The organism is Mycobacterium scrofulaceum (assembly GCF_002086735.1).
Lineage (GTDB): Bacteria > Actinomycetota > Actinomycetes > Mycobacteriales > Mycobacteriaceae > Mycobacterium > Mycobacterium scrofulaceum.
Genome location: NZ_MVIJ01000010.1, coordinates 103,013 through 129,992 on the forward strand (window position 1 = coordinate 103,013; position 26,980 = coordinate 129,992).

Below are 26,980 nucleotides of genomic sequence, written 5' to 3' on the forward strand. Positions count from 1 at the left end.
CCGTCAGCGGCGCGACCGCAGCACCGCGTCGTAGAGCTGACGCGACCGCACCCCCGGATTCGCGTCGGCCACCTCGCCGCAGGCGTCCTTGACGCGCGCACCGTCGGCGACCAGCTCCTCGACCCGCGCCACCAGCGACGGCAGGTCCGCGCGCGGGGTCGCGCCGGCCAGCACGACGGTGATCTCGCCGAGCACCCCGTCGTCCGCCCACGCCGCCAGCTCGTCCAGCGACCCGCGCACCACCTCCTCGTGCACCTTGGTCAGTTCCCGGCAGACCGCCGCCCGGCGGGCGCCGCCGAGCTGGTCGACGGCGTCGTGCAGGCAGGCGGCCAACCGGCGCGGCGACTCGAAGAACACGCAGGTGCGCCGCTCGTCGGCCAGCGAATCCAGCCAGGCCCGCCGCGCCGCCTTCTTGCGCGGGGCGAAACCCTCGAAGCAGAACTTTTCCGCCGGCAGGCCGGCCACCGCCAGCGCGGTCATCACCGCCGACGGGCCGGGCAGGCAGGTCAGCGGGAGGCCGGCCGCCACGCAGGCCGCGACCAGCCGGTAGCCCGGGTCGCTGATCAGGGGCATCCCGGCGTCGCTGACCACCAGCACCGTCGCGCCGGCTTCCAGCGCGGTGATCAGCGGGTCGACCCGGGCCGCCTCCACCCGGTCGAACAGGCTGATCACCCGGCCGGTGATGGCCACGTCCAGCGCCTTCGCCAGCGTCCGTACCCGTCGGGTGTCCTCGGCCGCCACCACGTCGGCGTGGGCGAGGGCGTCGATCAGGCGGGGCGAGGCGTCCGACGGCTGGCCCAACGGAGTCGCGCCCAGCAACAGGCGGCCACTGGTCATGACGGACAGCCTACGATCGACACCGATGTCCGCCCCGCCCCGCGAAGCCCCGGTCGCCGGCCAGGGGCGCGTCGTGCCCGTCGTCAGCCCGGGACCGATGGTTCCGGTGGCCGACTTCGGGCCGACCGACCAGATTCGCGGCTGGGTCGTGACGGGCGTGATCGCGGTGCTGGCGACCATCACCCGATTCCTCAACCTGGGCTCCCCCACCGACGCCGGCACCCCGGTGTTCGACGAGAAGCATTACGCGCCCCAGGCCTGGCAGGCGCTGCACAACCACGGGGTGGAAGACAACCCCGGGTTCGGCCTGGTGGTCCATCCGCCGGTCGGCAAGCAGCTGATCGCGATCGGCGAGGCGATCTTCGGCTACAACGGCGTCGGCTGGCGGTTCACCGGCGCGCTGCTGGGCGTCGTGCTCGTGGTGCTGGTGATGCGGACCGTCCGGCGGATCAGCCGCTCCACCCTGGTCGGCGCCATCGCCGGGGTGCTGGTGATCTGCGACGGCGTCAGCTTCGTCACCGCCCGGACCGCGTTGCTCGACGGCATCCTCACCTTCTTCGTGGTCGCGGCGTTCGGCGCGCTCGTCGTCGACCGGGATCAGGTGCGCCGGCGCATGCACGTCGCACTGCTCGAGGGGCGCGCCGCCGAGACGGTGTGGGGTCCGCGGCTCGGGGTGCGCTGGTGGCGCTTCCTGGCGGGCGTCCTGCTCGGATTGGCTTGCGGGACAAAGTGGTCCGGGCTGTATTTCGTGGTGTTCTTCGGCGTGATGTCGTTGGCCTTCGACGTCGCGGCCCGGCGCCAATACCAGGTGCCCCGGCCCTTTGCCGGGGTCTTCCGGCGTGACCTGATCCCCACCGCCTACGCCCTGGCGCTCATTCCGTGCGCGGTGTACCTGGCCAGTTACGCGCCGTGGTTCGCGTCCGAGACGGCGATCGACCGACACGAGGTCGGCCAGTCGATCGGCCCGCGTTCGGTGGTCCCGCTGCCCGACGCCATTCGCTCGCTGTGGCACTACACCGTGAAGGCTTTCGACTTCCACAAGAGCCTGACGAATGCCGCCGGCAACCACCACCCGTGGGAGTCCAAGCCGTGGAGCTGGCCGATGTCGTTGCGGCCGGTGCTGTACGCGATCGATCAGCAGAACGTCTCCGGGTGCGGCGCGCAGTCGTGCGTCAAGGCCGAGATGCTGGTGGGCACGCCGGCCATGTGGTGGCTTGCGGTGCCGGTGCTGGTCTACGCCTGCTGGCGTGCGTTCGTCCGCCGCGACTGGCGTTACGCGGTGGTGCTGACCGGTTACTGTGCGGGGTGGCTGCCCTGGTTCGCCGACATCGACCGGCAGATGTATTTCTTCTACGCGGCCACGATGGCGCCGTTCTTGGTGATGGGGCTGGCGCTCATCTGCGGGGACATCCTCTACCCGCCGGACCGCGCCCCCGGCCTCGGCCTCGGCGCGGAACGGCGCACCGTGGGGCTGATCGCGGTGTGCTGCTACGTCGCTTTGGTGGTGACCAATTTCGCCTGGCTGTTCCCGGTGCTGACCGGCCTGCCCATCTCGCAGCAGACCTGGGACATGGAGATCTGGTTACCCAGCTGGCGCTAGCCTCGTGTCGCCGAGATTGCCGTGAGGGTCCTGGTTCGCGCGCTGTCCACAGCCCTGGCGGCAATGTGGACGCGCCATCGGTGGTCACGTTCATGATGAGCGCGTGGCGGGGGCCTTTATCGGAAGCGAAGCGGTAGCGGGCGGTTCACTGACGCGCGGTCAATTGCGTTGGCGCTACCGGCGAATCCATCACGACGTGTACGTATCGAAGAACGCGGCCCGGTCGCTTCGTGACAACATCTGGGCGGCCTGGCTGTGGTCGGGCAGGCGGGCGATCATCGCCGGGCGGGCGGCCGCCGCGCTGCACGGGGCGAAATGGGTCGACGAGTTCGCGCCCGTCGAGATCATCGGACCCTTCAACCATCCACCACCCGGGATCATCATTCGCCGCGAGCGCGTCGCCACCGAGGATGTCGTCGAACTCGATGGGCTACCGGTCACCAATTCGGTGCGCACGGCGTTCGATCTGGGGCGCCATTTGCCGCGCGGCCTCGCGGTCACCCACCTTGACGCGCTGTCGGCCGCGACCGGCCTGCGCCCGGCCGACGTGGCACCGCTCTTCGCCCGCGACAAGGGGGTCCGGCACGTCCGGCGATGCCGAACCGCCCTGTCCCTGATGGACGGAGGTGCGCAGTCGCCGAAGGAAAGCTGGCTGCGCCTCGTGCTGATCGACGCCGGTTTGCCGCGACCCACCACACAGATCAGGGTGACCGACGGGCGCCTCGTCGCCTACCTGGACATGGGATGGGAAGAGCCGATGGTGGCGCTGGAGTACGACGGCGAACAGCATCGCACCGATCGCAGGCAGTACGTGAAAGACATTCGCCGGGCCGAGACCGTCGGAGGCCTCGGCTGGATCGTGATCAGGGTCATCAACGAGGACCGCCCCAGCGTCATCGTTCAACGGGCCCGCGACGCGCTGGCCCTCCGTTCGTCGCCGAGATTGCCGTGAGGGTTGTGGTTCGGCCTGCCGCCACGACCATGGCGGCAATCTCGGCGCAACGGCTAGAGGGGATCTCGGGCAACGGCTAGAGGGTGTCGCGGGCGACCGGACACGACATGCAGCGGGGGCCGCCGCGGCCGGTGCCCAGTTCGGATCCCGCGATGGTCAGCACCTCGATGCCCGCGTCCTGCAGGCGGGCGTTGGTCTGGGCGTTGCGCTCGTAGGCGACGACGACGCCGGGCGCCAGCGCCAGCGTGTTGTTGCCGTCGTCCCACTGCTCGCGTTCGGCGATGACGGGGTCCAGCCCGGTATCGATGACGCGCAGCCGGTCGATCTCCATCGCCTTGGCGGCGGCCTCCAAAAACGGCGCCTCGTCGCTGATGGCCACGCCGTCGGGTGTGCGCTCGATCGTGAACGCCGAGAGCGTGTCGACGACGTTGGCGTACATCACCACCGTGTCGGTGTCGACCATCGTGCACACCGTGTCCAGGTGCATCTGCGCGCGCCGCTGGGCGATCGGCACGGCCAGCACCCTGTGCGCGAGGCCGTCGTCAAACAGGCTGCGGGCCAAGGCTTCCGCACCCGCCGGGGTGGTTCGCTCCCCCACCCCGACCGCGACCACGCCGGGGGCGAGCAGCAGCACGTCGCCGCCCTCGACGGGGGCGGTGCGCGACTCGTAGGCGCGCCGCACCCCGGTGAACCGTGGGTGGTGAGCGTAGATGAGATCGGTCAGCGACGCCTCGCGCGCCCGGGCGCGCAGCGCCAGCGTGGGGATGACCACCCGCGGGCCGATCCATATCGACGAGTCCCGGGTGAAGACCAGGTTGGGCAGCGGCTCGATGACGAAGTCGGCCCCGTGGTGCATGCGCAGCACCAGCGACACGTCGGTCCGGATGTCGGCGGGCAGCTCGTTGAACGTCATGCCGGCCATCAGCACCTGGGCCAGCCTGCCCGCGTCCAGCCCGCGCAGGTGGGCCGAAAGCGCCTGCGCCAGCGGCAAACCGAGCCGGCGCGCGTCGACGGCGGCGGCGACGCCCTGCATCCGCGCGGCCCCGCTGTGGGTCAGCGCCTCGGCCAGCAGGTCCGCCAGGAGAAGCACCTCTACGCCGCGGGACCGCAGCAGCTCGGCGAACTGGTCGTGTTCGTCCTGCGCGCGCGCCACCCAGGGCAACCCGTCGAACAGCAATTGGTCCATGTTGCGCGGGTTGAGCCGCCGCAACTCGCCGCCGGGGCGGTGCAGGATCACCACCCGCAGCGTGCCCACCTCGGAATCGGTCCCCAACTCAACCGCAGCCACAGGAAAACGGTAGCCGCTCGCCCGCCCGGCCCCCGCGTCATCGAACGGATGTGCGATAGACTGGCCGCCGTGGAGATGGCGGTACAAGGCTCCCTGTTCGAGCACACCGAGCGCAGGCAACTCGGTGCGGGGGCCTTTATCGAAATCCGGGCGGGCTGGCTCACGGCCGCCGACGACCTGCTCGACGCCCTCCTGTCGGCCGTTCCCTGGCGCGAGGAGCGCCGCCAGATGTATGACCGGGTGGTCGACGTGCCCCGGCTGGTGAGCTTTCACGACCTCACCGTCGACGAGCCGCCCCATCCGCTGCTGGGACGGCTGCGGCGCCGGCTCAACGACATCTACGCGGGCGAGCTCGGCGAGCCGTTCACCACGGTCGGACTGTGCTGTTACCGCGACGGCTCCGACAGCGTCGCCTGGCACGGCGACACCATCGGCCGCAGCAGCTCCGAGGACACCATGGTGGCGATCGTCAGCCTGGGCGCCACCCGTACTTTCGCCATGCGGCGGCGCGGCGGGGGGCCGTCGTTGCGGCTGCCGCAGGCCCACGGCGACCTGCTGGTGATGGGCGGCTCGTGCCAACGCACCTGGGAGCACGCCGTCCCCAAGACGTCGGCACCGGTGGGCCCGCGGGTCAGCATCCAGTTCCGGCCGCGCGGCGTCCGCTAGCTACGGACCGCCTTGACCGCGCTGACGAGCAAGTCGCGGGCGCGCTGCGTATCGACCGGCGCGACCGGCTGCCCGGGAATCACCAGCGGATTGGCGGTGACGATCACCTGGTAATCCCCGAATTGGGCGGAGTAGTCGTAGAGTTCGCCGGTGCGCGGGCCACCCGCGACCAGCGCCTGCAGGACGCGGTGCACCCCCAGCGTGCGGGTACCGTCGATCTGCGGCGCGTCGACCACCTCGATGCCGCCGCGCAACTGCGGTCCGGAGAACGCCACCTTGGCGCAGTCCTTGCCGGGGTCGTTGAACGGCAAGGCTTTTGAGGTCTCCACGGCGATGACGACGAATCGGTTGCCCTTGCCCTCGGCCGAGACGGCGGCCATGTTGCCCCGCAGGTCCGGCGGCATCTCGGGACCCGTCGCCGATTTCGCGCAGTGGGCGGGGTCGAACGTCAGCCCCTCGGGGAGCTTGCGGCCGGAAAGCACCTTCGGGTCGATCCCCCGCTCACCGATGTCGGTGACCTTGAAGTCGGGGCCGAAGCTCGACTTCACCTCGGCGACCTTCTTGATGTCGACCTTCGCGGAGTCGCCCGCCCCCGACGAGCAGCCGGCGAGCACACCGACCGTCGCGACCGTGACCGCCACCTTGAACATCGTGGCCAATCTACCCAAGGCCGATGCGTCAGCCGCGCAACGTGGACACCGTTTTGACCAGCAGGTCGGCGGCGAACTGCGGGGGCAGTGCGGGCACCACCGAACCGGGATCGGTGGTCAGCGTGGTGAACGCGTAGTAATCGCCCAGGTAGGCGACGAAGGTGTATGTGCGGGAATCAATCTCGGTGCCCGACTCGACGGACGACGTGATGTCGGCCACCATGCCGACGGTGGGGGCGCCGTCGATGTGCGGGGCGTCGGTGAGGTGCACGCGCGCGGTGGCGTGTCCGGCGGTCATGGTCCAGTTGCCGCAGGCGGCGACGACGTCGCCGGGCAGGTCCACCGGCCCGGGCAACGCCACCACGACCGCGTCGACGATGCCGCCGCTGCCCGACCCGGACACGCCCTGCGCCGACTGGCCGCGTCCGTTGCCGGGGTCGGCGAGCGTCGCGCATTGCGGCGGCCTGGCCTTGCTGCCCGACGCGTCGGGCCCGAGGCTCCAGATCACCCTCGGCGATGCCGCATCGGGGATGCCGGTGCTCGCCTCGTAACCCGGCGGCAGCTCGCGGACCACCCGCTTGATGTTGGCCGGGTTGATCGCCGTCGGCGGGAGCGCCTTGGTCGTCGCCGGCGCGGGCGCGGGTGCGGGCGCATGCGCGCACCCCGCCACCAGCAGGGCCAGCGCGGTTGCTGTCACGGGACCAATCCGCAACGGCGGCATGCCCGTTCGTGGCACGGCGTGCGGGCTCAGCCGACCACCTCGATCATCTGGCGGGCGACGTGCTCGATCTGGGCGGCGACGTCGCGCCGGAAGCCGTGCTCGCGCCGATGCGGGACGTCGATGACGGTGGTGATGACCCCGACGTCTTCGCGCTGCCAGATCGCCCCGTGGTGGTCCAGGATCGTGCGCATCGGCAGGTTGTCGGAAAGCATTCGCGCCGAGAACCTTTCGATCCCGGCGACCCGGGCGGCGATGGACAGCGCGCTGATCAGGAAGCTGCCGATGCCGCGGCCCTGGTAGGCGTCGGCGACGGTGAACGCGATCTCGGCGACGCTGCGGTCGCCTTCGTCGCGGACGAAGCGCGCGTCAGCCACCGGGTCCCTGCCGTCGATCACCACCCAGACGAAGTGGTCGACGTAGTCGACCTCGGAGAGGTAATGCATCAGCGCCGGGGTGGGAAGGCGCGGTGTCATGAAACGCCGGTAGAGCGTCTCGCTGGAGAATTGGATGTGGCCGTGCACGGTGCGTTCGCTGTCCCCGGGCAGCACCGGCCTCAGCAGGAGGTGCGTTCCGTCGCGAACCCGGATCGGGATGGGGGTGATGAACGCGGCGAGACGCTGGCGCACCGTGCGCAGCAGCCGCTCCATGACCCCGGGGATGTGGACCATGTGGGCGAAGGCGTCGTTGTCGCCGATCCAGCCGGTCAGCGGTCCGGCGGTGGTGACCGTCGCGGTCCGCGGGATGTGCCGCAGCAGGGCGATCTCCCCGATGAGCATGCCCGGGAACGCGTGCTCGACGATGACCACGCCGTCGTCGCCGACGTGGGTGATCTCGACGATGCCCGAGGAGATCAGCAGGAACGACACCGCCTGCTCGCCCTGCCGCATCAGCACCCGGCCGGCCGCGGCGCGCAGCGGTTGCAGCGACGCGGCCAGTGGCGCGAGGTCGGAGGTGGGACATCCCTCGAAGATGTCCATCGTCGCCAGCTCGTCCGCCCGCGCGCCGGTCAAGGCCACTGCGATAGCCCGCCCATCACGCCATCGCGGTGTCGGTCTGCGCGCCGCGGTGACCGCTGTGCCATGACCTGCCCGCCTGCGTTGCCGTCGTCTACCGCGCGGGGCCCGACATTCCCGGTCGCGGTCGGATGTTGCCCAGGTTATGGGCTGGGTTCGCGACGCGGCAAGGAGGGCGCGTCGCCCCCATCGCTCGGCGGCGCCGCGGGGCATGATGATCCGATGAGCGCAGGCCCGCAGAAGGTCCAGGTGGGCGGACTCTGGTTCGATTCCCTGACCGAAGGGCAGGTCGTCGAGGCCGTGCGCGCGGCGTGGTCGGCCGGCCGGGGCGGCTCGATCGTGCCGGTGAACATCGATGTGGCCCGGGCGGCCGCCCGCGCACCCGAACTGGCCGACCTGATCGCCCGGGCATCCCTCGTCGTCGCCGACGGGATGCCGCTGGTCTGGGCGGCGCGGGCCGGGGGCGACCGGCTGCCGGAGCGCGTCGCCGGCTCGTCGTTGATCTTTCCGTTGTGCGCCGCGGCGGCCGCCGATTCCAAGTCGGTGTTCCTCCTCGGCGGCGCCGAGGGGGTCCCCGAGCGGGCGGCCGACGCGCTGGTGGCGCGCTCGGGCGCCTTGAGGATCGCCGGCACCTTGTCGCCGCCGTTCGGCTTCGATCGGACCGAGGAGGGGGCGCGCCGGGCGGTGGCCGCCGTCGCGGCCGCCGCGCCCGACCTGGTGTTCGTGGGGTTGGGCTTCCCCCGGCAGGAACGCCTGATCGAACTGGTGCGCCAAGAACTGCCCGCCGCCTGGTGCCTGGCCTGCGGCGGGGGCATCGCGATGACGGCCGGCGTCGTCCGGCGGGCGTCGCCCGTGCTGCAACGGCTGGGACTGGAGTGGGTGCACCGGCTGGCGCTCGAGCCGCGGCGCCTTGCCCGCAGGTACCTGCGCGACGACCTGCCGTTCGCGCTGGCCTTGGTGATCCGCTCGCTGTGGCAGCGGTTCAGGCGGACCCGGATTCCTTCGCCTTCAGGATGAGCCGCACGGCGGCGGCGAGGTCGTCGGCCACCGCGTCGGCGCCGGCGGCCTCCCCGTCACCGGCGCGCAGCAGGATGGTCGCCGCACCGGCCGCCCGGCCCGCCTGCACGTCGGCATCGCTGTCGCCGATCATCACCGCCTCGGCCAGAGCGAAACCCAGCTCGCGCGCCGCCAGCACCAGCATGCCCGCCCCGGGTTTGCGACAGTCGCAACTCGCCGCCGCGTGCGGGCAGTGGTACGCGGCGTCCAGGCGGGCGCCTTCGCCCGCCAGGAGTTCGGCGAGGCGGTCCTGGACGGCGGCGAACCGCGCCGGGTCCGCGGCCCGCTCGGACAGCCAACGCTGGTTGGTCACCAGCACGGTGCGCAGCCCGGCAGCGTTCAGGGCGGCGATCGCCCGCGCCGCGCCCGGCAGCAGGACCACTTCTTCGGGCGACCTGACGTACTCGCCGTCGGCCGCCTTGACGTTGATGGTCCCGTCGCGGTCCAGGAAGACGGTGCGGACGTTCCGCAACTCGGGCATCGGCGGCGACGGCCTCACGAGGGCCGGGCGAACAGCGCCGCTTCGACCATCTCGCAGACCGAGTGCCCCAGATGCAGGCACGCCTCCTGGACCCGGCCGGTGTTGTCGCTGGGCACCCGGATGCAGAACTCGGCGACGTCGGCCACCTTCCCGCCGCGCGCGCCGGTGAGCGCCACGGTCTTCATCCCGGCACCGGCGGCCGCCTCGAGCGCGCGGACGACGTTCGGTGAGTTGCCCGACGTGGTGAGGCCGACCACGACATCGCCCGCACGACCGGCGGCGAGCACCTGGCGGGCGAACACCTCGTCGTAGGAATAGTCGTTGCCGATCGCCGTCATGGCCGCCGTGGCGTCCGGCAGGCTGATGGCGGCCAGGCCCGGGCGGTCGAAGGCGAAGCGGCCCATCAGCTCCGCGGCCAGATGCCCCGCGTCCTGCGCCGATCCGCCGTTGCCGAAGAAGATCACCTTGCCGCCGGAGCGCAACGACTCGATCATCAGTCGCGCGACCTCGACGGTCTGCTCGGCGATCTCCCCCGACAGCATCTGTTGCTTGACCGCGATGGTGTCCGCCAATCGCTCCCGGACCAGCTCGGCGCTCGGCGCGACGACGTCCGAGGTGCTCATGCCTGCCATGTGGTCAATCCCTTGCTCTCGAAGGCGAATTCGGTGATGGAAGCCCCGGCCGCCTCCAGGCTTTCGATGAGCCGGTGCTTCTTCGCGAAGTCGCAGAACAGCAGGATGTAGCCGCCGCCGCCCGCGCCGGTGATCTTGCCGCCGAGCGCACCGTTTTTCAGGGCCAGGTCGTAGAGCTCGTCGATGCGCTCGTTGGTGATGTAGGGCGACATGCGTTTCTTCTGCGTCCAGGCCTCGCCCAGCAGCGCACCGAAATCGTTGAGCTTGTTGGTCAGCAGGGCGGCCTTCATGGCAACCGCCAGCTCCTTCTGCGCGCGCAGTCCCGCGAGCGTGTCGTCCGCGCCCGTGGTGGCGCGCCGGGTCTGGTCCTCGATCACTCGGGCGGAGTCCCGGGTGATGCCCGTAAAGCACAGCAGCAGGCTCAGTTCCAGTTCGAAGGCGGTCTCGTCGCGGATGCGCAGCGGGTTGACGATCACGCGGTCGGTGAACTCGATGAAGTTGAATCCCCCGAACGTCGCGGCGTAGAGGTCCTGCATGCCACCGGTGATGCCCAGGTCCTCGCGCTCGATGGCGCACGCCAGTTGCGCGGTCTCGTACTCCCCCATCGGCACGCCGTAGTGCTCGGCGAGCAGGCCGGTGAGCGCCACCATCATCGTCGATGACGAGCCCAGCCCCGAGCCCGGAGGTGCGCTCGAACGCAGCACCAGGTCGTAGCCGTCCGTGCCCTCCCTGCCGAAGCGGCGCACGGCGGCCTTGATCAGGTCCAGACTGCCGTCGTAGAGGATCTCGCTGTCCAGCGTCATCTCGTGGGTGGTCTTGAAGTCCACCGACTCGATCGTGACCCTACGATCGGTGCGTGGGGTGAGCGATCCCTGCGCGTAGCGGTCGATGGTCGCGGACAGGACGCAGCCGCCTTCGGTGGCCGGGAACGGAGGTACGTCGGTGCCGCCCCCCGCGAACGAGATCCGCAGCGGCGCGCGTGCACGGATTCGGGGCCGGGGCAGGGAATTCACTGTCGAGACAATCCGCTCAACCGGCCGACGCGCGTCCCGCGATCGTCAGCGAAAGGTGCGCCATGTGCCGACCCCATCCGTTGCCTGCGGGAGGCCCATTGCATCGCCTCGCGCGAAGAGCCCTAGCGTAGCAGCAGGATCGGCGGAAAAATTGCGATTCACCTGCGGATTACGCCCACCCACCCACGCCTCGAGGAAAGCGGTGAGATGAGCCAGGATGCAGTCGAATTGACCCGTGGTCTGCTCACCGAGGACGCCGCGCTGCGGCACGGTTTCCTCGACGTGCTGGGCGAATCGACGGCGTCTCCGGCCCCCACGGTCGCACAGCGCGCCATGAACAGCCCGCTGGTCGCGACGGTCTACGAGCGACTGTGGCGCCCCGCCGCGTTCTACGTCGCCAGCGGTGTCACGACCGGGGCCGAGCAGCGGCGGGCGGCTTCGGCGCTGCGGCTGTGCACGGCGGGTCTATTGCTCGATGTCGCTTGCGGCCCAGGGAATTTCACCGCATCGCTGGCGGAGCAACTACCGGGCGGCGGCCTCGCCGTCGGTTTCGACATCTCCGAGCCGATGCTGACCCGCGCCGTGCTGGACAACCACACCCCGCGCACCGCCTACGTCCGCGGCGACGCCCGCGCGCTGCCGTTCGCCGACGCGACATTCGACGCGGTGTGCTGCTTCGGCGCGTTGTACCTGATGCCCGAGCCGTTCCGCGTGGCACGCGAAATGCTGCGGGTGCTCAAGCCCGGGGGCCGCGTCGCGGTCCTGACCAGCTACGTCCCGGACCTGCCCCCGATCCGCCATGCGATGACCGCCGGTGCCCGCCTCATCGGGCTCACCATGTTCGACCGGCACTCCTTCGTCGACCTGTTCGCGTCGGCCGGCCTGGTGGATATCGAGCAACAGACGCAACGCGCGCTGCAGTTCGTCGCCGCGGCGAAGCCGGGCCGAGGAGCCTAGGAGGCGGCCTTGCAGACGCCGAGGACCCGGACGACCGGCGCGCCCGCCTCACACTCCAGGACCCAGGGCTCGCCACCACCGGACGGCCCCGAGCCTGGCTCGGCCGTGAGCGTGAACATCACCGGCTGACCGCTGCGCTGCGTCATCTGCGTGCACTCGACCCGGAACAGCCGGAAATCACCGCCGTCGTCGATGGCGAGCGAGAACCCGGGCCGCACCGACTCAACCGGCACCCTCTGCAGGTAGTAGTCAACGTTCATCCGTCGACCGTATGGCCGGATTCGCGGCGCGCCGGACGCCGCCACGCGCCTCTTAGCCAATGTTCAGGGGAATTTTGGCGGGGTATTAACCTTCGCCGCGCGCGTGTGCGCCGGGCTGCAGCACGAACTCGACGACGACCGATGCCATGTCGTCGATGGCGCTGCGGGGGATGACTTCGTAGCCGTGGGTGCTCAGCGTGGGCACGCACAGCAGACCCGCACGCGGCGTCAGCCCGGCGGCCTTCGAGTGCGACGCGTCGGATTCGAAGGCGCCCAGCACGGCCGCCTGGGGCGACAGGCCGAGCTTGGTGGCGATGCCCATCAGCCGGTCGGCGACGTCCTTGTCGTAGACGCAGAGGGCGTCGCTGTAGCCGACGATCGGGCCGCCGGCGACGCTGGTGCTGTACTCGCGTTCAGTGGGGCCGACCTCCAGCGCGAGGGTGAGCGTCCCCGGCAGCGACCCGCTGGCGTATGTGCCCCCGACCCCGCCGATCTCCTCGTTCGTGGTGAACACGAAATACACGTCGTCGACTGGTCGTTCGCCACGCTCGCGCAGCATGCGAGCCGCGCGCAGCAGGGCGGTCGCCGCGGCGCGGTCGTCGAGGAAGTAGGAACCCAGGTAGCCGCCGATCTCGACCACCGTCCTCTTGCCGCGTTCCACGCACACGCGCGTGCCGGGCCGAACGCCCGCGACCTCCAGCTCGTCGGTGCTCAAACCGGTGAAGACGTAGACGTGGTGCCAGTCCAGCGCGCGGTCACCCTTGTCGGGCTTGGTCTCCCAGATCCGGTGGCTCTCCAGGGTGGTGTGCTCGGAGCCGAGCGTGAGCACCGCGGTCAGCGTCTCGTGCTCGCCGAGCACCGCGACCGGCCCCAGACCGAAGTTGCCGGGATACATCGTCCCCAGCTGCGTCACATGCAGCGCGCCGTCCGGCTCCACCCGTTTGACCAGCATGGACAGCTCGTCCATGTGCGCCATGACCCGCGTCGCGACGCCCGGTTCGGCCGCCGAGGACACCCGGTGCCGGTGGCTGCGGCCGTCGTCGCCGGCCGGCGGGTTCGCGCCGACGTAGCCGATCAGGTTGCCCGCGTCGTCGGTCCACATATCGTCGACGACGGACCGCAGCTCGCGGGCGCATACCGCCCTGACCTGGTCTTCCTGGCCGCACGGGCCGTATGCCCACAGGAGTTCTTGCAGCAGGTGGGTGGCGTTGTCCTCGCGCGTCGCCATCAGGTCCTTTCGGGGGTCGCGGCTCGTCCGAAGGGATCAGTACCCGCGCCGGGTGGTGGGCAATCGCGCGGTGCGCTCTTTCGCCGATCGTCTCGGTTCGGCGACTACGCGTACGCGAGCCGCAGGCGCTCGAGGCGCCGCACCAGGAGACTGGGGAGCCAGTTCCCGACGTCCGCGGCCGTGATGTCCGAAGTCCGCGCGAGGAGCCGGCCCAGGACGATGTTCGCCTCCAACCGCGCCAGTGCGGCCCCGACGCAGAAGTGGATTCCCTTCCCAAAACTGATGTGGCCCTTCCCCGCAGGCCGGTCGAGCCGAAATTCGTCGGGATTGTCGAAGTGCGACGGATCCCTGTTGGCCGCTCCCCACAACAGAAGTAGCCGCGAACCCGCCGGCAACTCGGCACCGCAGAGTTCGGTGTCGTTGACGACGTGGCGATAGTGACCCCGGAAAGGCGGTTCGTAGCGCAGCACCTCCTCCAGGAACGCGCCGAGCAGCTCGGGCCGATCGCGCACCTGCCGCTGGATATCGGGCCGCGTCGCCAAAACCCAAGCGGCGGAACCGATCAGGGAGGCCGTCGACTCACCGCCCGCGCTGAACAGGGTGATCATCATCGCGAGCGCCGCCAGGTCGTCCAGTTCGCCGGACGCGCAGGCCGCAGCAAGATCACCGAGCAGATTGTCGCGTGGGTTGCTCGCCGCGTTGTGGAACTGTCCGGTGATGTAACCGCTGAGCTCCATCACGGCTACGCCGGCGGCGTCCATCTGATCCTGGGTGACCAGGCCTTCCACGACCTGGGTGGCGGCGTAGCCCCACCGGATGATCTTGTCGATGTCGGCGTCGGGGACGCCGATGATCCTCCCGACGATCATCATGGGTAGCCGGTTGGCCATCGCGCTCATCCATTCGATGCGCCCGCCTTGCGCGTGGGCATCCCAGAGGTGGGCGGCGGTCTCGGCGATGAAGGGCTCGAACGCGCGGATGCGTTTCGCCGCGAGCTGCGGCAGCAGCATCTTTCGATGCGCCGAGTGGACCGGTTCGTCCGCGGTCGCCAACGCTTGAGTGGGCCCGCCGAGTTCTCCGACGGGGAAGGCGGTGACGGCGCCCCCGGGCTGATACATCATCGTCGCCGTCAGGTTGGACGAGAAGTCCGCGCAGCGTGCGACCGCCTCGTTGACGCCCGTCCAGCTGCTCACCGCGTAAAAGCGCGAATCACCGATGCGATGGACATGCCCGGCCCGGTGCATCCGCGCGTAGAGCAACTGCGGGTCCTGGATGAACCGCTCGTCGAACAGCGCGAGCCCGAGGCCGCCGGCATTCGAATCCATGACTCAACGCTGGGTCGCCCGGACATCCGCCGTCAATGGACGTGCCAAAAGTTGCGATCCGGGCCACCAAGGTGGCGCGACGCCTGTCTCACCGGCCTTGAGGTAGCTGCGCCCATGTTGGAACATGTGGCTGGTGTCGTCTCAGTTCTGAGAACGCACCGACCCGACGACTCAAGGGAGTGCACGCCCATGGCCGGTCACGACTGGGTCATTGGTGGCGACCGCCGGTCCGCCGCGGCCGACCGCATCTACGCCGCCGCGACCGACCTCGTGGTCCGCGAGGGACTGGACGCGTTCGACATCGACACCCTGGCGGCGCGGGTGCACTGCTCGAGGGCCACCATCTATCGCTACGCGGGCGGCAAGGCCCAGATCCGCGACGCGGTGCTGATCCGCCTGTCGGCCGGGATCATCGAGACGGTTCGGCGCGCCGTGGCGGGGCGAAGTGGGCCCGACCGCGTCGTCACCGCCGTCACCGTCGCACTCGAACAGATCAGGTCGGACCCGCTGCGGCGGCTGATGCTCACCCCGGGCAGCACCCCGGACCTGGGCGAGCTGCATGCCTCGCCGGTGCTCAGTCACCTTGCCGCCGAGCTCACGGGCATCACCGACGACCCGGACGCGGCGCAGTGGATCGTGCGCGTGGTGTTGTCCCTGGCCTACTGGCCGCTCGCGAACAGTCGCGTCGAACGAACCGTGCTGGAGCGGTTCCTGGCCCCCGGTTTTGCCCGGGGCGAATCGGCCGGCGGAATTCGCTGACGATCGTCATTGACGGCCGTCAGTCATTGGCAGTACCGTGCCCCCATGGAGTCGACGCACGCCCCCGCCACAGCCGGGGGCGTCCGCGAGGCCCGCCGACTGGAAACCCGGGCGCGCCTGTTCGACGCCGCGTTGACCGAAATCGGGCAGCGTGGGCTGGCCGCCGCCGACGTGAGTGCCATCGCCGCCGCGGCGGGCGTGGTGCGCGGGACGTTCTATTTCCACTTCCCCACCAAGGAGCACGTTCTCGCCGAGTTGGAGCGCAACGAGGAGACCCGGATCATCAGCGAACTGGGTGACGCCACGGGCGATCTGGCGACGGTTCTCGCACAGCTCGTCACTCACGTGCTCGACGCCGAACGTCGTTTGGGCGCAGCGGTTTTCCGCGACATGCTCGGGCTGCACTTCTCGTCGTCCCGCCCGGTCGAAGACGAGCTGGCCCAACACCCGCTCGCGGGGTTTCTGGTGGGCGTGATCGGCCGCGCGCAAGCCGCGGGGCAGGTGTCCTCGGGTGCGGACGCCACGGAACTGGCGATGTTCTTTCTCACCGGACTCTTTGCCCTCCTGGCCACCGGAACACACGACCCCGCGCAGTTGAAGCGTTACGTGACAACGATTGTCAAGGGAATGGAGAAACGATGAACGCCAACGGCATCGAGGGATACCGGAAATTCTTGGCCCAGCGCGATGGCGAAGCCGACCTGCTGAACCGGCGATTGGCGAACCGCGAGCGGTTCTTCGACGAGCTCGAAGCGAACCCCGTCCGGTCCGCCCACCCCGCCGACCGAGACGTCTTCCTGCGTAACCTGCGCCGCCGGCGTCCGGAGGCCGGGCTGGATCCGAAGATGCTGTTCCTGCTGGCGACGGCCAAACTCAACCAGGCCGAGAGGTTCGGCGTCGGACTCGGCGAAACCTACGGCCGCAACAGCGATCAGAACCTGCCGCCCGAAAACGTCTACCTCGAACTCGAAGAGCACTACCACACCCGGCTGTTGGCCTACGCGCTCGACATCTTCGACCTGACATTCCAAGTCGTTCCGCCACCGTTCGTGATGCGCCAATTCGTCAAGACCGGCGTCTTCCTGCCGCAGCGACTGAGCTTTGCGTTCGTCGGCGCCGCCGAAATGGCGGGCTGCATCATGTTCGACGAACTTCGCCGGGCCGGCATCAAGTTGTTCGCGGACGAACCGGAAGTCTCCGCGCGAATCGAACTGCTCTACAGCGAGATCCTGACCGACGAGATCGGGCACGTCGGCTACTGCGCATCGCGGTGCACCGCCGGCGAGCGGGTGATCATGCGCCGCATCTACCCCCTCATCGGGCGGATGTTCGCCCGCCAGACCGCCGAGATCAGCCTGCTGATCGACCCGAAGGCGCTGCACGCCCGACTCGACCGGCCGTTCGACGTGGACGAACTCACCGCCGACCTGGACAACGAAACGTATCTCGTCGCCCACCCGTGACGGGGGACCCGTTCAGCCGCTTGAACACGGGATCCCCTCGCGCGGAGTAACGTCATCAGCCGGTCCGGGGAACTGATGGCGAACCTTCTGGCGGTGCGATGCAACTGGTCTGGCTCAACGTTGCCGATCTGATCGCCCAGGCCGGGGGGGATCCGTGGGCGATCGACCGAAGCCTGCAGGCCGGGAACCCGTTCCAGATTTCCCAGCTGGCCGAGGCCTTTCACTCCGCGGGCCGATGCACCGCCGAGGCGGACCACGCGTTCGAGCAGGCCCGCAAGCGTTTCGATGCGGCATGGAACCACCAGAACGGCGACCACCCGATCAACGACTCCGCCGAAGTGCAGCGGACGGTCGAATCGCTTGGGGCGCAGTCCCTGCAGCTGCCCAAGATCGGGGCCGAGCTGGAGAACATCGCCGCCGCCCTGGCCGAGGCGCAGAAGGCGGGCGCCGCGGCGATCGCCGCGTTGGAACGGCAGCTGCAGCTGCTCGACAAGCTCATCGGCGCGGCGATGAAGGATCTCGAAGACCCCCATCTCGACCCGAACAGCCGGTCCCAGCTGCAGTCGCTGATCAGGGACGCCCGGGCCGACGCCGCCGACGAGACCCGGGACGCGCTGCACCAGCTGCAGTCGATCCGCGACGGCTACTCCAACACGCTGCAGAAATCACTGGGCGCCCTGCGCGGCGACGGCTACGACGCGTCGGGCCTCCAGGCGGTCGAGGGCCCGCTGTCGCCGGTGCCGGAACTGCCGGATGACCCCAAGGAATTCACGCAGGTCTGGAACTCGCTGACGCCCGCGCAGAAAGACCGCGAGTACCAGCGAAACCCCATGATCGGCAACCACAATGGCATGCCCACGGTGGACCGGGATCATTACAACCGGCTCAACCTCGCCGACGAGCTGGGCCGCGCCCAGGCTGCCGCCGCGCAGGCCGACGCTTTACGCGCCCAGCACCCCGATTGGGCGGCGGGCAAGAACATTCCGCACCCCAACGAGCCGGGGGCCATCTTCGACGACCGCCTCGCCTACGAGGCGTGGCAACGCCAGTACGACGCCGCCCGGAACGGGGCCAAGTACCTACCCGACCTGCAAGCCGTCGACAAGACCGTCAAGGCGAGCCCGGACCGCAAACTGATGCTGCTCGACACCAAGACCGGCAAGCAGGCCCGCGCCGCGATCGCGGTCGGAGACCCCGACACCGCCACCCACGTGTCGGTGACCGCGCCCGGCCTGAACACCACCGTCCACGGCGCCATCGGCGGCATGGTGTCGGAGGCGACCAACGCCAGGACGGAAGCCCTGCGCCAGCTGGGCCTGACCCCCGGCCATGAGCACGACACCGTCTCGGCGATCGCGTGGATCGGCTACGACCCGCCGCAGGTGCCGGGCTTCGACGACATCGGCAAGTCGCTCACCGGCGGGTGGGACGTCAGCCACGACGCCGTCGCGAGAGCCGGCGCCCACGACCTGGCCGGCTTCTACGACGGCATACAGGCCGCCCACCACGGCGGCCCCGCCGACCTCACGGCGATAGGGCACTCCTACGGGTCGCTGACCACCGGCCTGGCCCTGCAGGAACCCGGCGACCACGGGGTGTCCCGGGCGCTGTTCTACGGCTCCCCCGGCATCGAGGCCTCCACGCCGCAACAACTCCACCTGCAGCCCGGCCACGTGTTCACCATGGAAACGCCCGACGACCCGATCCAGTGGACCTACGACGGCCCCGCCATCGCCCACGACGTGGCCCCGTTCCTCCCGCCGCCCTTCCGCGACCTCGCGGAAAGCGTTCTGGGCGCGGCGGACGCCTCCGGCGCGGGCCACTTCGGCCCGAACCCGGCCACCAACCCCGACTTCACCCACCTGGCCACCGGTGCGGCCTCCGTGCCCGACGGCCACGGAGGCACCCTCAACCTTCAAGACGCGCACGGCCACAGCGACTACCCCCGCTTCCCCGACGGCGGGGGGATGAGAACGACCAACTACAACATCGCCGCCGTCCTCGCCGGACTCGGAGACAAGGCAGTTCCCACGAAGTGAGCACCAACGAGATCAGCCCCCGGAACCTGCAACGCCACGGGATTCTGTGCGCCGCCGTGGCCGCCATCGCACTAGCCGCAGGAGGATGCCACGTGTCCCAGCCCTACGCGCCCACCCCGCCCAACGACGCCGCCAAGGCCCTGCAGGTGCTCAAATCCCTGCCCTCGTTCGAGGACACCCAGACTCAGGTGCAGGCCGCGATGAACGAGATCACCGCCGCGGCAAGCAAAGTGATCCCGTCGGTCACCTGGGAGACCCCGCACGAGGGCTCCGGCGACAACTGCGAGCGGCCGTACGAACAAACCGACGGCAAACGCTACTTCCTCCCCGACGCCGTCGCCGCGAACGTGGCGGTCTCCGAGCAACAGTGGGCGGCGATCCAGGAAGCCGCCAAACAGGCGGCCGCCAAGGTCGGCGCCACCGAGATGCAGGTGATGCAGAACAACCCGGGAAACCACGACGTGGGCTTCTACGGCCCGACCGGGATCTTCATCAAGGTCGGCTACCGCGGGAATCTGGTGGTCTCCGGCTACACCGGGTGCCGGCTGCCGCGCGACACGAAATAGGCTGCGCTACAGCGAGACCTCGACTGCCAGGTGGAGTAGCGTCCAAAACCCCATCCCTATCGGAAGGTCGCGTCTTCTCCGTGGATCGACAACGACGTCATTCGTGGATGGAGGATTGCCGGGCCCAGCCATTGAGCAACGAAGCGGCGCAGTGCGAGTCCTGCGCGTGGCGTCTGCCCAGGGTCGGTCAGGAGGGATTGCACTGTGCGCAGGGTCATTTCGGCAAGCCGCCGCAGCGCGGTGTTGTCGAAGCCGTGAAGTTTCCAGTCGACATCGAGGCGCTGGAAGGCCGACAGGCAAAAAGTGATCGCCGTGTCGGAGGTGAGCGAGGTGGCAGCTTCCCCCCCGGGTGGCTGGGTAAGCAGGCTCTCCAATTGTGGATCGCCGGTGAGGTTCTCGACAGCGAACGAGACGATCTCGACGACCGCCGTGACCGGGTCGTTGAGGCCGCTGACGTGGTCGAGGACTTGGTCGATGAACCCGTTGACCGAACGCATTGCGCTGGCGATCAGGAGCGCGTCGGCGTTGGGAAAGTAGCGGTACACCGTCTGACGAGTGACCCCGAGCCTGCGGGCGACGTCGGCCAGGCGGATTGCCGGTCCGTGCTCAGCGATCACTTCGTCCACCGCGTCCAGAATGCGGACGATTGCCTCTTCGTCCGAGGCGGGCATGGCACCCGCCCAGCCGCGACTACGCATCCGCTCGCACCAGCAATTCGCTGTCGAACTCGATCTCGAGTGCCGTGGGGCCGGTCATTCCCAGCAGGGATTTCCACGGCGCGGGGGCGAGGCGATTGGGTGCGGACAACCGTCGGGTGAGGATCGCGAGTGCCTCCGCCAACTCCCGGCGTGCGAGGTTGGCCCCGAGGCAGTAGTGCGCACCGCCGCCGAAGGTCAGGATGGCGGGCAAGTCCTTACGCGAGATGTCGAAGCGATCAGCATCGTCATAGATCGCTGGATCACGGTTGGCCGCAAAGGTATTCACGACGACGAAGGTCCCCGCCGGGAACGTGTACCCCCCGAATTCGGCATCCTCGGTGGCGGCACGCGGCGCGATGCAGACCGCCGGCGAGTGGCGCATGCTCTCCTCGACCGCCTGCATCGCAAGCTCCGGTTGCTCGCCCAGCTTCGCCCATTGGTCCGGGTGCTCGCAGAGCACCTGCACGGACGCGGCGAGCTGGTGGCGCGTCGTATCGGTGCCCGCCATCAGGAAGCCGGCGACCAGCATGCGGAGTTCGTCGAGATTCAGTCGGTCGCCGTCGCTTTCGGCACGAATGAGCTCCGACAGCAGATCATCGGTCAGATTGTCTCGGCGTGCGGCGACCATGTCGTCGACGTAGGCGTCCAGTTCGCTCCACGACCGCATGATCGCGGCTTCATCGAAGGTGACGTCGGGCTGAAAGTTGAAGGCCTTGAAGATCTCGTCGGTCCACCGGGAGAACTTCTGCCAGTCTTCCCGGGGCGCACCGATCAGCGCGCACATGATGGGGGTGGGATAGGGCCGTGCGATGTCGGCCACGACGTCGCACTGACCTGCTTCCACCACTTGATCGATCAGCCCGTTCACCACCTCATGGATCGTGTCCTGAAGGCCTGACGTCGCGCGGGGAGTGAACGCCCTCGACACGAGCTTGCGCAAGCGAGTATGTGGCGGGCCGTCCAGACCGAGAAGACTGCTCATCATCTTGTCGTACAGCGGACCCGAGGTGATGCCCTGCGCCGCCAGCGTGATGCCGGGCGGCATCCTGAATCTGCTGTCGCGCAGCATCTCTCGCGCCAACTCGTAACTCAGTATTTCCGGACCGAGGGGCCCGATGGCGATGGGCGCACGCGATTGCGCAGCCCGGACATCCTCGAGGACGTCATGGGGGGTGGCGGTCAGGTCGTAGCTGAGCGTGGGGAGTCCAGCGTCGAAGACGCTGGGGGCTGCGCTGTTCACTTTCATCGCTGTCTCGACTTCCGATAGGCCTGCGCGGACATCGTATGGACATCCTCACTGCAAGCGTATGACCATCCTCCCGAGCTAGTCAATTAGCTGCCGCATTAATCCAGTCGAATCGTCGTTGGCCTGCGGTGGTCATACGGTTTCGCGATATATGTCGATCGATGGCTTCCGGCAGCACCGGCGCAGGATCCGCGTCGGAAGCCGAGTGCGACCACTGCCCGCGCCAATGCGGAGCCCGTTTAGCCAATGCCGGGTCACGCGAAGGCGTCGATGAGGGTATGTGGTTTCAGGGGATTCGACCCCCACTTCTCAGCGGAAATGCCGCGGAATGCTGGTCAGGAATCGTTCGGGTGCGGGATGGTTCAGACGGGTCTCACCCCGGCACCTTGATGCTCTTGGGAACCATGCACGCCACGGTCTTGTCGCCGCTGGTCCACCGGCCGATCCGGCAGTCGAGGACCATGGTGGCGAGGTGGTAGGCGTCGTTGCGGGTGATGCCGAGGTTGCTCGACATCTTGTCCAGCGCCGCCCCCGCGGCCGTTTTCATGGCGTCGATCAACTTGGACGCGGTCCCCGTGGAGACCCATTCCGTTGCGGTGTCGTCGAGAGGGAGGTTCGGCGCGGGCGGCGCGTCGGGGTTCTTTCCGACCACGCAGTAGGTGCCGAGGACCTCGTCGACCACTTCGGAGATGCGGCAGTCCCAGGTCTTGAACACCGCGCTCGTCGCGTCGGCCTGGGAGAGGTGTTGCTTGTCCATGATCAGCTTGACCGTCTCGGACTTGTTGATGTCGAGCGCCTTGTCGAGGTCCTCGTCGTAGCCGACCGCGACCCAGCTCGCCGGGGTTTCAACCGTCGGCCAGGCCTGCGACTGGTGCTTGATGACGTTCACGGTGATGTTGAGCTCCGGGTACCACGTCTCGAGTGCGTCGAGGTCGATCTCGCCGTTGCCCTGCTTGGCATGTGAATCGCCGGTCCAGATCAGCCCGCCGTTGACCTGCACGGGAAGGTACGTGGTGGTGCCGGTCTGCATCGCCGGAAGGTCCATGTTGCCGCCGTAGGGCCCGGGCTGCTCGGTGCTGCACTTGCCGTCGGTGCAGGAGGAGCCGGTGGTGTCGGAGCGCCCGACGGCGAGGATGCCGGGGAACGGCTCGAGCGGCACCAGGACATTGGGCGAAAAGCGCATCTGCATCCTGTCGGTGTCCAGGTAATAGCTCGTGACCTGCTCGGGGAACTCGCCGGGGAAAAGCCCCTTGTCCTTGGCGGTGTTGTTCGTCGCGTAGTTGGCCAGCCGGATCCGGTTGATGTGGATCGCCAGGACGTCGCCGGGCTCGGCGCCGTTGACGTAGATCGGTCCGGTGACCGTGTGCGGTCCGCGGTTGGTCACCGCGCCGTTGATCTTCTCGATCTGACCCTCGTTGATGCCGGGAGCGACCTGCCCGCCACCCGCGGGCATCGTCTGGATCGCGACCGTGTCACCGGAGTCGATGTGCAGGACGGGCGGGATTTTGTTGTCGTAGACGCCCCATTGGGTCGTTTGCGGGGTCGCCGGGAGCATCCAGAATCGGTGCCCGTCCTTGGAGAGCTGCTTGGCCTCCATGTCGGCCTGGTTCGGCGGGCCTTGGAGGTAGGTGACGGCGTAGTCGGGGTAGGGGCTGTCCGGATTCGCCTTGCCGCCCCGTTCGGTCGCGGCGCCGTTGGGACCGGAACCGCACGCGGCCAGCAGCGCGGAAATTGCCAACACCGTCGCCGCGGTCGGTGGGGCCTTGCGGGCTTTGCTCGTCACTGGTTCTCGCTCCTCACGGCATCTCGGGTCGATCGGCGATCGAGCGACGTGGGCCTACGACCTGGCGATGGTCCTCGCGGGACTGGGCGCGGTTACCGCAGTCGCTGCGAGGACCGTTGACCCTCCGCGCAGCAACCGTGCAACGCTACTTTGTCAGAACCCTCAGGACCCCGGGTCGAATTGCGCACAGCGATGCGTGAATCGGTGGATCTTCGCGGGAAGGGCCACGGGAGAACCGGCCACCACGTCCTGAGCAACCACCACATCGACGCCACCGAAAACGACTGGCGCAACCAAAGCGAAAACCCCGGCCGATGGCCGGGGAATCTGTAACCGATGGCGCGACTCACGTGTCACCCATGACCCGACTCATCACACTGTGGAGCTAATGAATTCTGTGGAGCTAAGGGGATTCGAACCCCTGACCTACTCGATGCGAACGAGTCGCGCTACCAACTGCGCCATAGCCCCTGACCGCTAGCAGGCTACCAGCCGCGGCGCGAACCGCCGAACCGCCGGCACTACTCGCCGACGGCCCGCGGCAGGTCCCGGGGCCAGCCGAAGGTCCGCATCGGCATCGCGTAATCCAGATGCTCGAAGATCGGGTCCTCGTCGTCGATCTCCAGGACCACCGCGCCGGGGCGCCGCAATCGCGAGGGGACCACCTCGTAGTCGCGGTCGTAGGCGTTCTCCACGCCCATGCGCGCCCGCGCCATCCGCTGCATGCGGCGGCGGCGCACCTTCTCCTCGATGCGGGTCTGGCGCCGCAGGTAACCCAGGTAGAGCAGCGTCACGGCGGTGGCGGTCCCGCACACCCACCAGGCGCTCGGCGAAATCTTGAACGCGGCCGTGGCCGAGCCGACCAGGACGACCGCCATCGCCATCAACATCCGCTTGCGGAATTGGTACTTGCGGGCGCTGACCGCGGCCGCGGTCTTCGCGTCGAAGCGCCGCCGCCGCGAGGCGTTCCGCGGGATCGGCGCCGGCATCTCCTCGTCGTCGTCGGCGTCGGCTTCGGGCTCCAGGCCCGACGAGTCCTCGACGTACTCGAAGCCCTCGTCGTCCTCATCGGTGCCGGCGTGGGCGACCACGTCGGTGTCGGAATCCTCGTCCTCGTCGTCTTCTTCCTCAACCACCTCGGCGACCCCCGCCGGCAGGGCCTGCGAATCCTCGACAACGTCGACGTCGAGGTAGTCGGGCCCGGTGCGCTCGGGGGTCGCGAACTTCATGACGACGGGGTGGGCTGCCCGCAGCTCCTCGGTGTCGTGCTCTTCGTCCTCGTGTTCGGAAAGGTCGAGCTCGCTTTCGGCCGACTCTTCCGGCGGCGTCCAGTCGGGGTCGCTGCGATGCCCGGCCGCCGGACCGCTGCGCTTGATCAGCCGGGAGTTCGCGCCGCCGTTGAGGACCCGGGTCGCCAGGGCCACGTCGCTGGTGCGGCGCACGGCATCCCGCTTGCTGACGAGCATGGGCACCAAGACGAACAGCCAGAGCACCACGAGCGAGATCCACAACAGTGACTGCGGAATGCTTGGCATGACGACCTGCTCTCTTCGGTTCCGATCCGCGAAGCCCCTCGGAGGCCGGCGCGGCCGGGTCTTGGTGACCAGGACAATTACACACCTGTAATTTGTCTCTCACAAGCACCACGAGTCACTCGTGTCGCGGTAGCCACACCGCGGGCAAGCTACCGGCGCCGGGCCGAAGGCCTGATGGGTCGGCGCGCGGTCAGGCCCAGCTGGCGTGCCCGCCGCGGACCAGCGTCGATGCCACCGATCCGGACACCTCTTCGGCCGTGATGGCCATCAACAGGTGATCCCGCCACGCCTTGTCGACCTCGAGGTAGCGCTGCAACAGCCCCTCCTGCCGGAACCCCACTTTGGCCAGCACGGCGCGGCTCGCGGCGTTCTCGGGCCGCACGGTGGCCTCCACCCGATGCAGCATCACCGGTCCGAAGCAGTGGTCGAGGCCCAGCGCCAACGCCGCCGTGGCCACCCCGCCGCCGGTCGCCGCCCGCGGCACCCAGTAGCCGATCCACGCCGACCGCAACGCCCCGTGGGTGACGTTGCCGATGGTCAGCTGGCCGCAGAAGTGCCCGTCGAGCTCGATGACATACGGCAACATGCGGCCGGCGCGGGCCTCCGCGCGCAGGCCGGAACACAGCACCGGCCACGCGGCGACGGTGTGCCGGCTGGTCCAATCGCCCTCCGCGCTGGGCTCCCAGGGCTCGAGGTGCGCACGGTCGGCCAGCCGGATCCGGCTCCACTGGGCGCCATCGCGCATCCGCACCGCCCGCAGCCGGACGACCCCCGCCGGGACCCGCAACGGCCCGACGTCCAGCGGCCAACCCGGATGCCGGGCACTGGTGCGCAACAGGTTCACGAGCGTGCGGAGTCGTTGCACTTAGCCGCGCTGAGCCAGGAAGGCGACGTCGACGATCTCGCCGGTGCGTATCTGTTCGGCGCCGCTGGGGACGACCACGAGGCAGTTCGCTTCGGCGAGGGTCGCCAGGAGATGCGAGGACGCGCCCGGGGCCCCGCCCAGCGCCTGCACCAGGTATTCGCCGGTCTCCTGGTCGCGCATCAACTGGCCGCGCAGGTAGCCCTTGCGCCCGGCGACCGACGTGATCGGCGACAGCGTGCGGGCCTGCACGATCCGGCGCATCGGCTGACGCTTGCCCAGCGAGAGGCGGATCAGCGGCCGCACCATCACCTCGAAAACCACCAGGGCGCTGACCGGGTTCGCCGGCAGCAGAAACGTCGGGACGCCATCGCGGCCGAGCTGCCCGAACCCCTGGACGGACCCGGGATGCATCGCGACGCGGACGACTTCCATCTCCCCGAGCTCGGACAGGACCGACCGCACCGCTTCCGCCGCGGCTCCCCCGACACCGCCGGCGATCACCACCACCTCGGCCCGATTGATCTGGCCCTCGACGGTTTCGCGGAATTCCCTGGGGTCGTTGCTCACGATGCCGATGCGGTTGACCTCCGCGCCGGCGTCCCGGGCCGCGGCCGCCAGGGCGTAGGAGTTGACGTCGTACACCTGACCATTGCCGGGGGTCCGCGAGATGTCGACCAGTTCGCCGCCGACGGTCATCACGGTCACCCGGGGCCGCGGATGCACCAGCACCCGTTCGCGGCCAACCGCCGCCAGCAGGCCGACCTGGGCCGCGCCGATGACCGTGCCGGCACGCACCGCGACGTCGCCGGGCTGCACGTCGTCGCCGGTGCGGCGCACGTACGCGCCGGACGGCGCACCCCGCAGGATCCGCACCCGCGTGCTCCCGCCGTCGGTCCAGCGCAACGGGATGACGGCGTCGGCCAGCGTGGGCAGCGGCGCGCCGGTGTGCACCCGGGCGGCCTGCCGGGGCTGCAGGCGGCTCGGGGTGCGCGCCCCGGCCTCGACCGTTCCCATCACGGGCAGGACCAGGCCCTCGCGCCGGTCTTCGTCGAGCTCGGCGTCGCCGGGCGGCTCACCCAGGGCGTCCACGCCCACTTCCCCGACCCCCAGCACGTCGACGCTGCGCACCGCGTAGCCGTCGATCGCGGCCTGATCGAAACCGGGCATGGGTCGCTCGGTGACGACTTCCTCGGCGCACATCAATCCCTGCGCCTCGGCGATGGCCACCTTGATGGGCCGCGGAGCCACCGCGGCGGCCGTTATCCGGGCCTGCTGCTCCTCCACAGAACGCACAGCGCGCCTTCCTGCCCTCTAGGCCCTGACGGGCTCTGCCCTCGTGGCCCGCCG

General features: G+C 69.3%; 27 protein-coding genes and 1 tRNA gene. 10 read left to right on the plus strand and 18 right to left on the minus strand.

All coding sequences use genetic code 11. The features are described from left to right. Nucleotides 1–3: 3 nt before the first annotated feature. Nucleotides 4–837 (minus strand): 16S rRNA (cytidine(1402)-2'-O)-methyltransferase, encoded by an 834-nt coding sequence (gene rsmI, locus BST44_RS09220; RefSeq protein ID WP_083176860.1) that lies wholly within the window; start codon nt 835–837, stop codon nt 4–6. A gap of 25 nt (nt 838–862) precedes the next feature. Here rsmI and BST44_RS09225 point away from each other — a divergent pair, with 25 nt between their 5' ends. Both BST44_RS09225 and BST44_RS09230 read left to right on the plus strand, forming a co-directional pair. Further along, entirely contained in the window at nt 863–2,437 is a 1,575-nt protein-coding gene (locus BST44_RS09225; RefSeq protein WP_083176781.1) for a dolichyl-phosphate-mannose--protein mannosyltransferase, read from the plus strand. Nucleotides 2,438–2,540: 103 nt separating this feature from the next. After that, nucleotides 2,541–3,389, plus strand: coding sequence for a putative endonuclease domain-containing protein (locus BST44_RS09230; protein WP_083176783.1), 849 nt, complete (start codon nt 2,541–2,543; stop codon nt 3,387–3,389). Nucleotides 3,390–3,465: 76 nt separating this feature from the next. Here BST44_RS09230 and arcA read toward each other — a convergent pair whose 3' ends face one another. Then, the gene (gene arcA / locus BST44_RS09235; protein WP_083176785.1) at nt 3,466–4,677 is read right to left on the minus strand and encodes an arginine deiminase; all 1,212 of its coding nucleotides are present in this window, start codon (nt 4,675–4,677) and stop codon (nt 3,466–3,468) included. 69 nt (nt 4,678–4,746) lie between these two features. On the opposite strand from arcA, the gene BST44_RS09240 reads away from it, so the two are divergent. After that, nucleotides 4,747–5,343: an alpha-ketoglutarate-dependent dioxygenase AlkB gene (locus BST44_RS09240; protein WP_208619759.1), complete on the plus strand. Its 597-nt coding sequence runs from the start codon at nt 4,747–4,749 to the stop codon at nt 5,341–5,343. Here BST44_RS09240 and BST44_RS09245 read toward each other — a convergent pair. Genes BST44_RS09245 through pat form a run of 3 tightly spaced genes read right to left on the minus strand, consistent with a single transcriptional unit; the run spans nt 5,340 to nt 7,691 of the window. Beyond that, nucleotides 5,340–5,993 (minus strand): DUF5642 family protein, encoded by a 654-nt coding sequence (locus BST44_RS09245; RefSeq protein WP_083176789.1) that lies wholly within the window; start codon nt 5,991–5,993, stop codon nt 5,340–5,342. The genes BST44_RS09240 and BST44_RS09245 overlap by 4 nt on opposite strands. A gap of 28 nt (nt 5,994–6,021) precedes the next feature. After that, nucleotides 6,022–6,714: a DUF5642 family protein gene (locus tag BST44_RS09250; protein WP_083176791.1), complete on the minus strand. Its 693-nt coding sequence runs from the start codon at nt 6,712–6,714 to the stop codon at nt 6,022–6,024. A 26-nt stretch (nt 6,715–6,740) separates the two neighbouring features. Continuing rightward, entirely contained in the window at nt 6,741–7,691 is a 951-nt protein-coding gene (pat, locus tag BST44_RS09255; RefSeq protein ID WP_083176861.1) for an acetyltransferase Pat, read from the minus strand. Between the two features lie 258 nt (nt 7,692–7,949). Between pat and BST44_RS09260 the strand changes: the two genes are divergently transcribed. Further along, a complete protein-coding gene (locus BST44_RS09260) occupies nt 7,950–8,744 on the plus strand; it encodes a WecB/TagA/CpsF family glycosyltransferase (protein ID WP_083176793.1) in 795 nt (264 codons plus the stop codon). Here the strand turns inward: BST44_RS09260 and BST44_RS09265 are convergent. Genes BST44_RS09265 through BST44_RS09275 form a run of 3 tightly spaced genes read right to left on the minus strand, consistent with a single transcriptional unit; the run spans nt 8,710 to nt 10,900 of the window. Then, nucleotides 8,710–9,264 carry a D-glycero-alpha-D-manno-heptose-1,7-bisphosphate 7-phosphatase gene (locus BST44_RS09265; RefSeq protein WP_083176795.1) on the minus strand — a complete coding sequence of 185 codons (555 nt, stop codon included), beginning with the start codon at nt 9,262–9,264 and terminating at the stop codon, nt 8,710–8,712. The genes BST44_RS09260 and BST44_RS09265 overlap by 35 nt on opposite strands. A 14-nt stretch (nt 9,265–9,278) precedes the next feature. Then, complete coding sequence (locus tag BST44_RS09270; RefSeq protein ID WP_208619760.1) at nt 9,279–9,896, minus strand: D-sedoheptulose-7-phosphate isomerase; 618 nt, start codon at nt 9,894–9,896, stop codon at nt 9,279–9,281. Continuing rightward, complete coding sequence (locus tag BST44_RS09275) at nt 9,884–10,900, minus strand: GHMP family kinase ATP-binding protein (RefSeq protein WP_083176862.1); 1,017 nt, start codon at nt 10,898–10,900, stop codon at nt 9,884–9,886. The genes BST44_RS09270 and BST44_RS09275 overlap by 13 nt, the downstream gene beginning before the upstream one ends. A gap of 216 nt (nt 10,901–11,116) precedes the next feature. On the opposite strand from BST44_RS09275, the gene BST44_RS09280 reads away from it, so the two are divergent. Further along, nucleotides 11,117–11,866, plus strand: coding sequence for a class I SAM-dependent methyltransferase (locus tag BST44_RS09280; protein WP_083176798.1), 750 nt, complete (start codon nt 11,117–11,119; stop codon nt 11,864–11,866). Here BST44_RS09280 and BST44_RS09285 read toward each other — a convergent pair. The 3 genes from BST44_RS09285 to BST44_RS09295 all read right to left on the minus strand — a co-directional run bounded on the left by BST44_RS09285 (nt 11,863) and on the right by BST44_RS09295 (nt 14,679). After that, on the minus strand, nt 11,863–12,126 hold the full coding sequence (locus tag BST44_RS09285; protein WP_083176800.1) for a hypothetical protein: 264 nt from the start codon (nt 12,124–12,126) through the stop codon (nt 11,863–11,865). The genes BST44_RS09280 and BST44_RS09285 overlap by 4 nt on opposite strands. Nucleotides 12,127–12,211: 85 nt before the next feature. Continuing rightward, nucleotides 12,212–13,354, minus strand: coding sequence for a M20/M25/M40 family metallo-hydrolase (locus BST44_RS09290; RefSeq protein ID WP_083176802.1), 1,143 nt, complete (start codon nt 13,352–13,354; stop codon nt 12,212–12,214). A 104-nt stretch (nt 13,355–13,458) separates the two neighbouring features. Continuing rightward, a complete protein-coding gene (locus BST44_RS09295; RefSeq protein ID WP_083176804.1) occupies nt 13,459–14,679 on the minus strand; it encodes a cytochrome P450 in 1,221 nt (406 codons plus the stop codon). Between the two features lie 189 nt (nt 14,680–14,868). Between BST44_RS09295 and BST44_RS09300 the strand changes: the two genes are divergently transcribed. The 5 genes from BST44_RS09300 (at nt 14,869) to BST44_RS09320 (ending at nt 19,506) form a co-directional block, all read left to right on the plus strand. Next, on the plus strand, nt 14,869–15,438 hold the full coding sequence (locus BST44_RS09300; protein ID WP_083176806.1) for a TetR/AcrR family transcriptional regulator: 570 nt from the start codon (nt 14,869–14,871) through the stop codon (nt 15,436–15,438). Between the two features lie 45 nt (nt 15,439–15,483). Then, entirely contained in the window at nt 15,484–16,080 is a 597-nt protein-coding gene (locus BST44_RS09305; RefSeq protein WP_083176808.1) for a TetR/AcrR family transcriptional regulator, read from the plus strand. Continuing rightward, nucleotides 16,077–16,901, plus strand: a complete 825-nt coding sequence (locus BST44_RS09310; RefSeq protein WP_083176809.1) for a hypothetical protein — start codon at nt 16,077–16,079, stop codon at nt 16,899–16,901. Before BST44_RS09305 ends, BST44_RS09310 begins: the two co-directional genes overlap by 4 nt. 98 nt (nt 16,902–16,999) lie before the next feature. Next, nucleotides 17,000–18,940 carry a putative alpha/beta hydrolase gene (locus BST44_RS09315; RefSeq protein ID WP_083176810.1) on the plus strand — a complete coding sequence of 647 codons (1,941 nt, stop codon included), beginning with the start codon at nt 17,000–17,002 and terminating at the stop codon, nt 18,938–18,940. Further along, the gene (locus BST44_RS09320; RefSeq protein ID WP_244184763.1) at nt 18,937–19,506 is read left to right on the plus strand and encodes an LppA family lipoprotein; all 570 of its coding nucleotides are present in this window, start codon (nt 18,937–18,939) and stop codon (nt 19,504–19,506) included. The genes BST44_RS09315 and BST44_RS09320 overlap by 4 nt, the downstream gene beginning before the upstream one ends. 56 nt (nt 19,507–19,562) lie before the next feature. On the opposite strand, the gene BST44_RS09325 is transcribed toward BST44_RS09320, so the two are convergent. The 7 genes from BST44_RS09325 to glp form a co-directional block, all read right to left on the minus strand. Further along, a complete protein-coding gene (locus BST44_RS09325) occupies nt 19,563–20,204 on the minus strand; it encodes a TetR/AcrR family transcriptional regulator (RefSeq protein WP_083176811.1) in 642 nt (213 codons plus the stop codon). Beyond that, complete coding sequence (locus tag BST44_RS09330; protein ID WP_083176812.1) at nt 20,197–21,450, minus strand: cytochrome P450; 1,254 nt, start codon at nt 21,448–21,450, stop codon at nt 20,197–20,199. Before BST44_RS09330 ends, BST44_RS09325 begins: the two co-directional genes overlap by 8 nt. Nucleotides 21,451–21,823: 373 nt before the next feature. Continuing rightward, on the minus strand, nt 21,824–23,233 hold the full coding sequence (locus BST44_RS09335) for an acetamidase/formamidase family protein (RefSeq protein ID WP_083176814.1): 1,410 nt from the start codon (nt 23,231–23,233) through the stop codon (nt 21,824–21,826). Nucleotides 23,234–23,631: 398 nt separating this feature from the next. After that, nucleotides 23,632–23,704 (minus strand) — tRNA-Ala (locus tag BST44_RS09340). A gap of 50 nt (nt 23,705–23,754) precedes the next feature. Then, entirely contained in the window at nt 23,755–24,768 is a 1,014-nt protein-coding gene (gene sepX / locus BST44_RS09345) for a divisome protein SepX/GlpR (RefSeq protein WP_083176815.1), read from the minus strand. A gap of 190 nt (nt 24,769–24,958) precedes the next feature. After that, complete coding sequence (locus BST44_RS09350; protein ID WP_208619762.1) at nt 24,959–25,612, minus strand: GNAT family N-acetyltransferase; 654 nt, start codon at nt 25,610–25,612, stop codon at nt 24,959–24,961. 21 nt (nt 25,613–25,633) lie between these two features. Further along, nucleotides 25,634–26,926 carry a molybdotransferase-like divisome protein Glp gene (gene glp, locus BST44_RS09355; protein ID WP_083176816.1) on the minus strand — a complete coding sequence of 431 codons (1,293 nt, stop codon included), beginning with the start codon at nt 26,924–26,926 and terminating at the stop codon, nt 25,634–25,636. Nucleotides 26,927–26,980 lie beyond the last annotated feature (54 nt).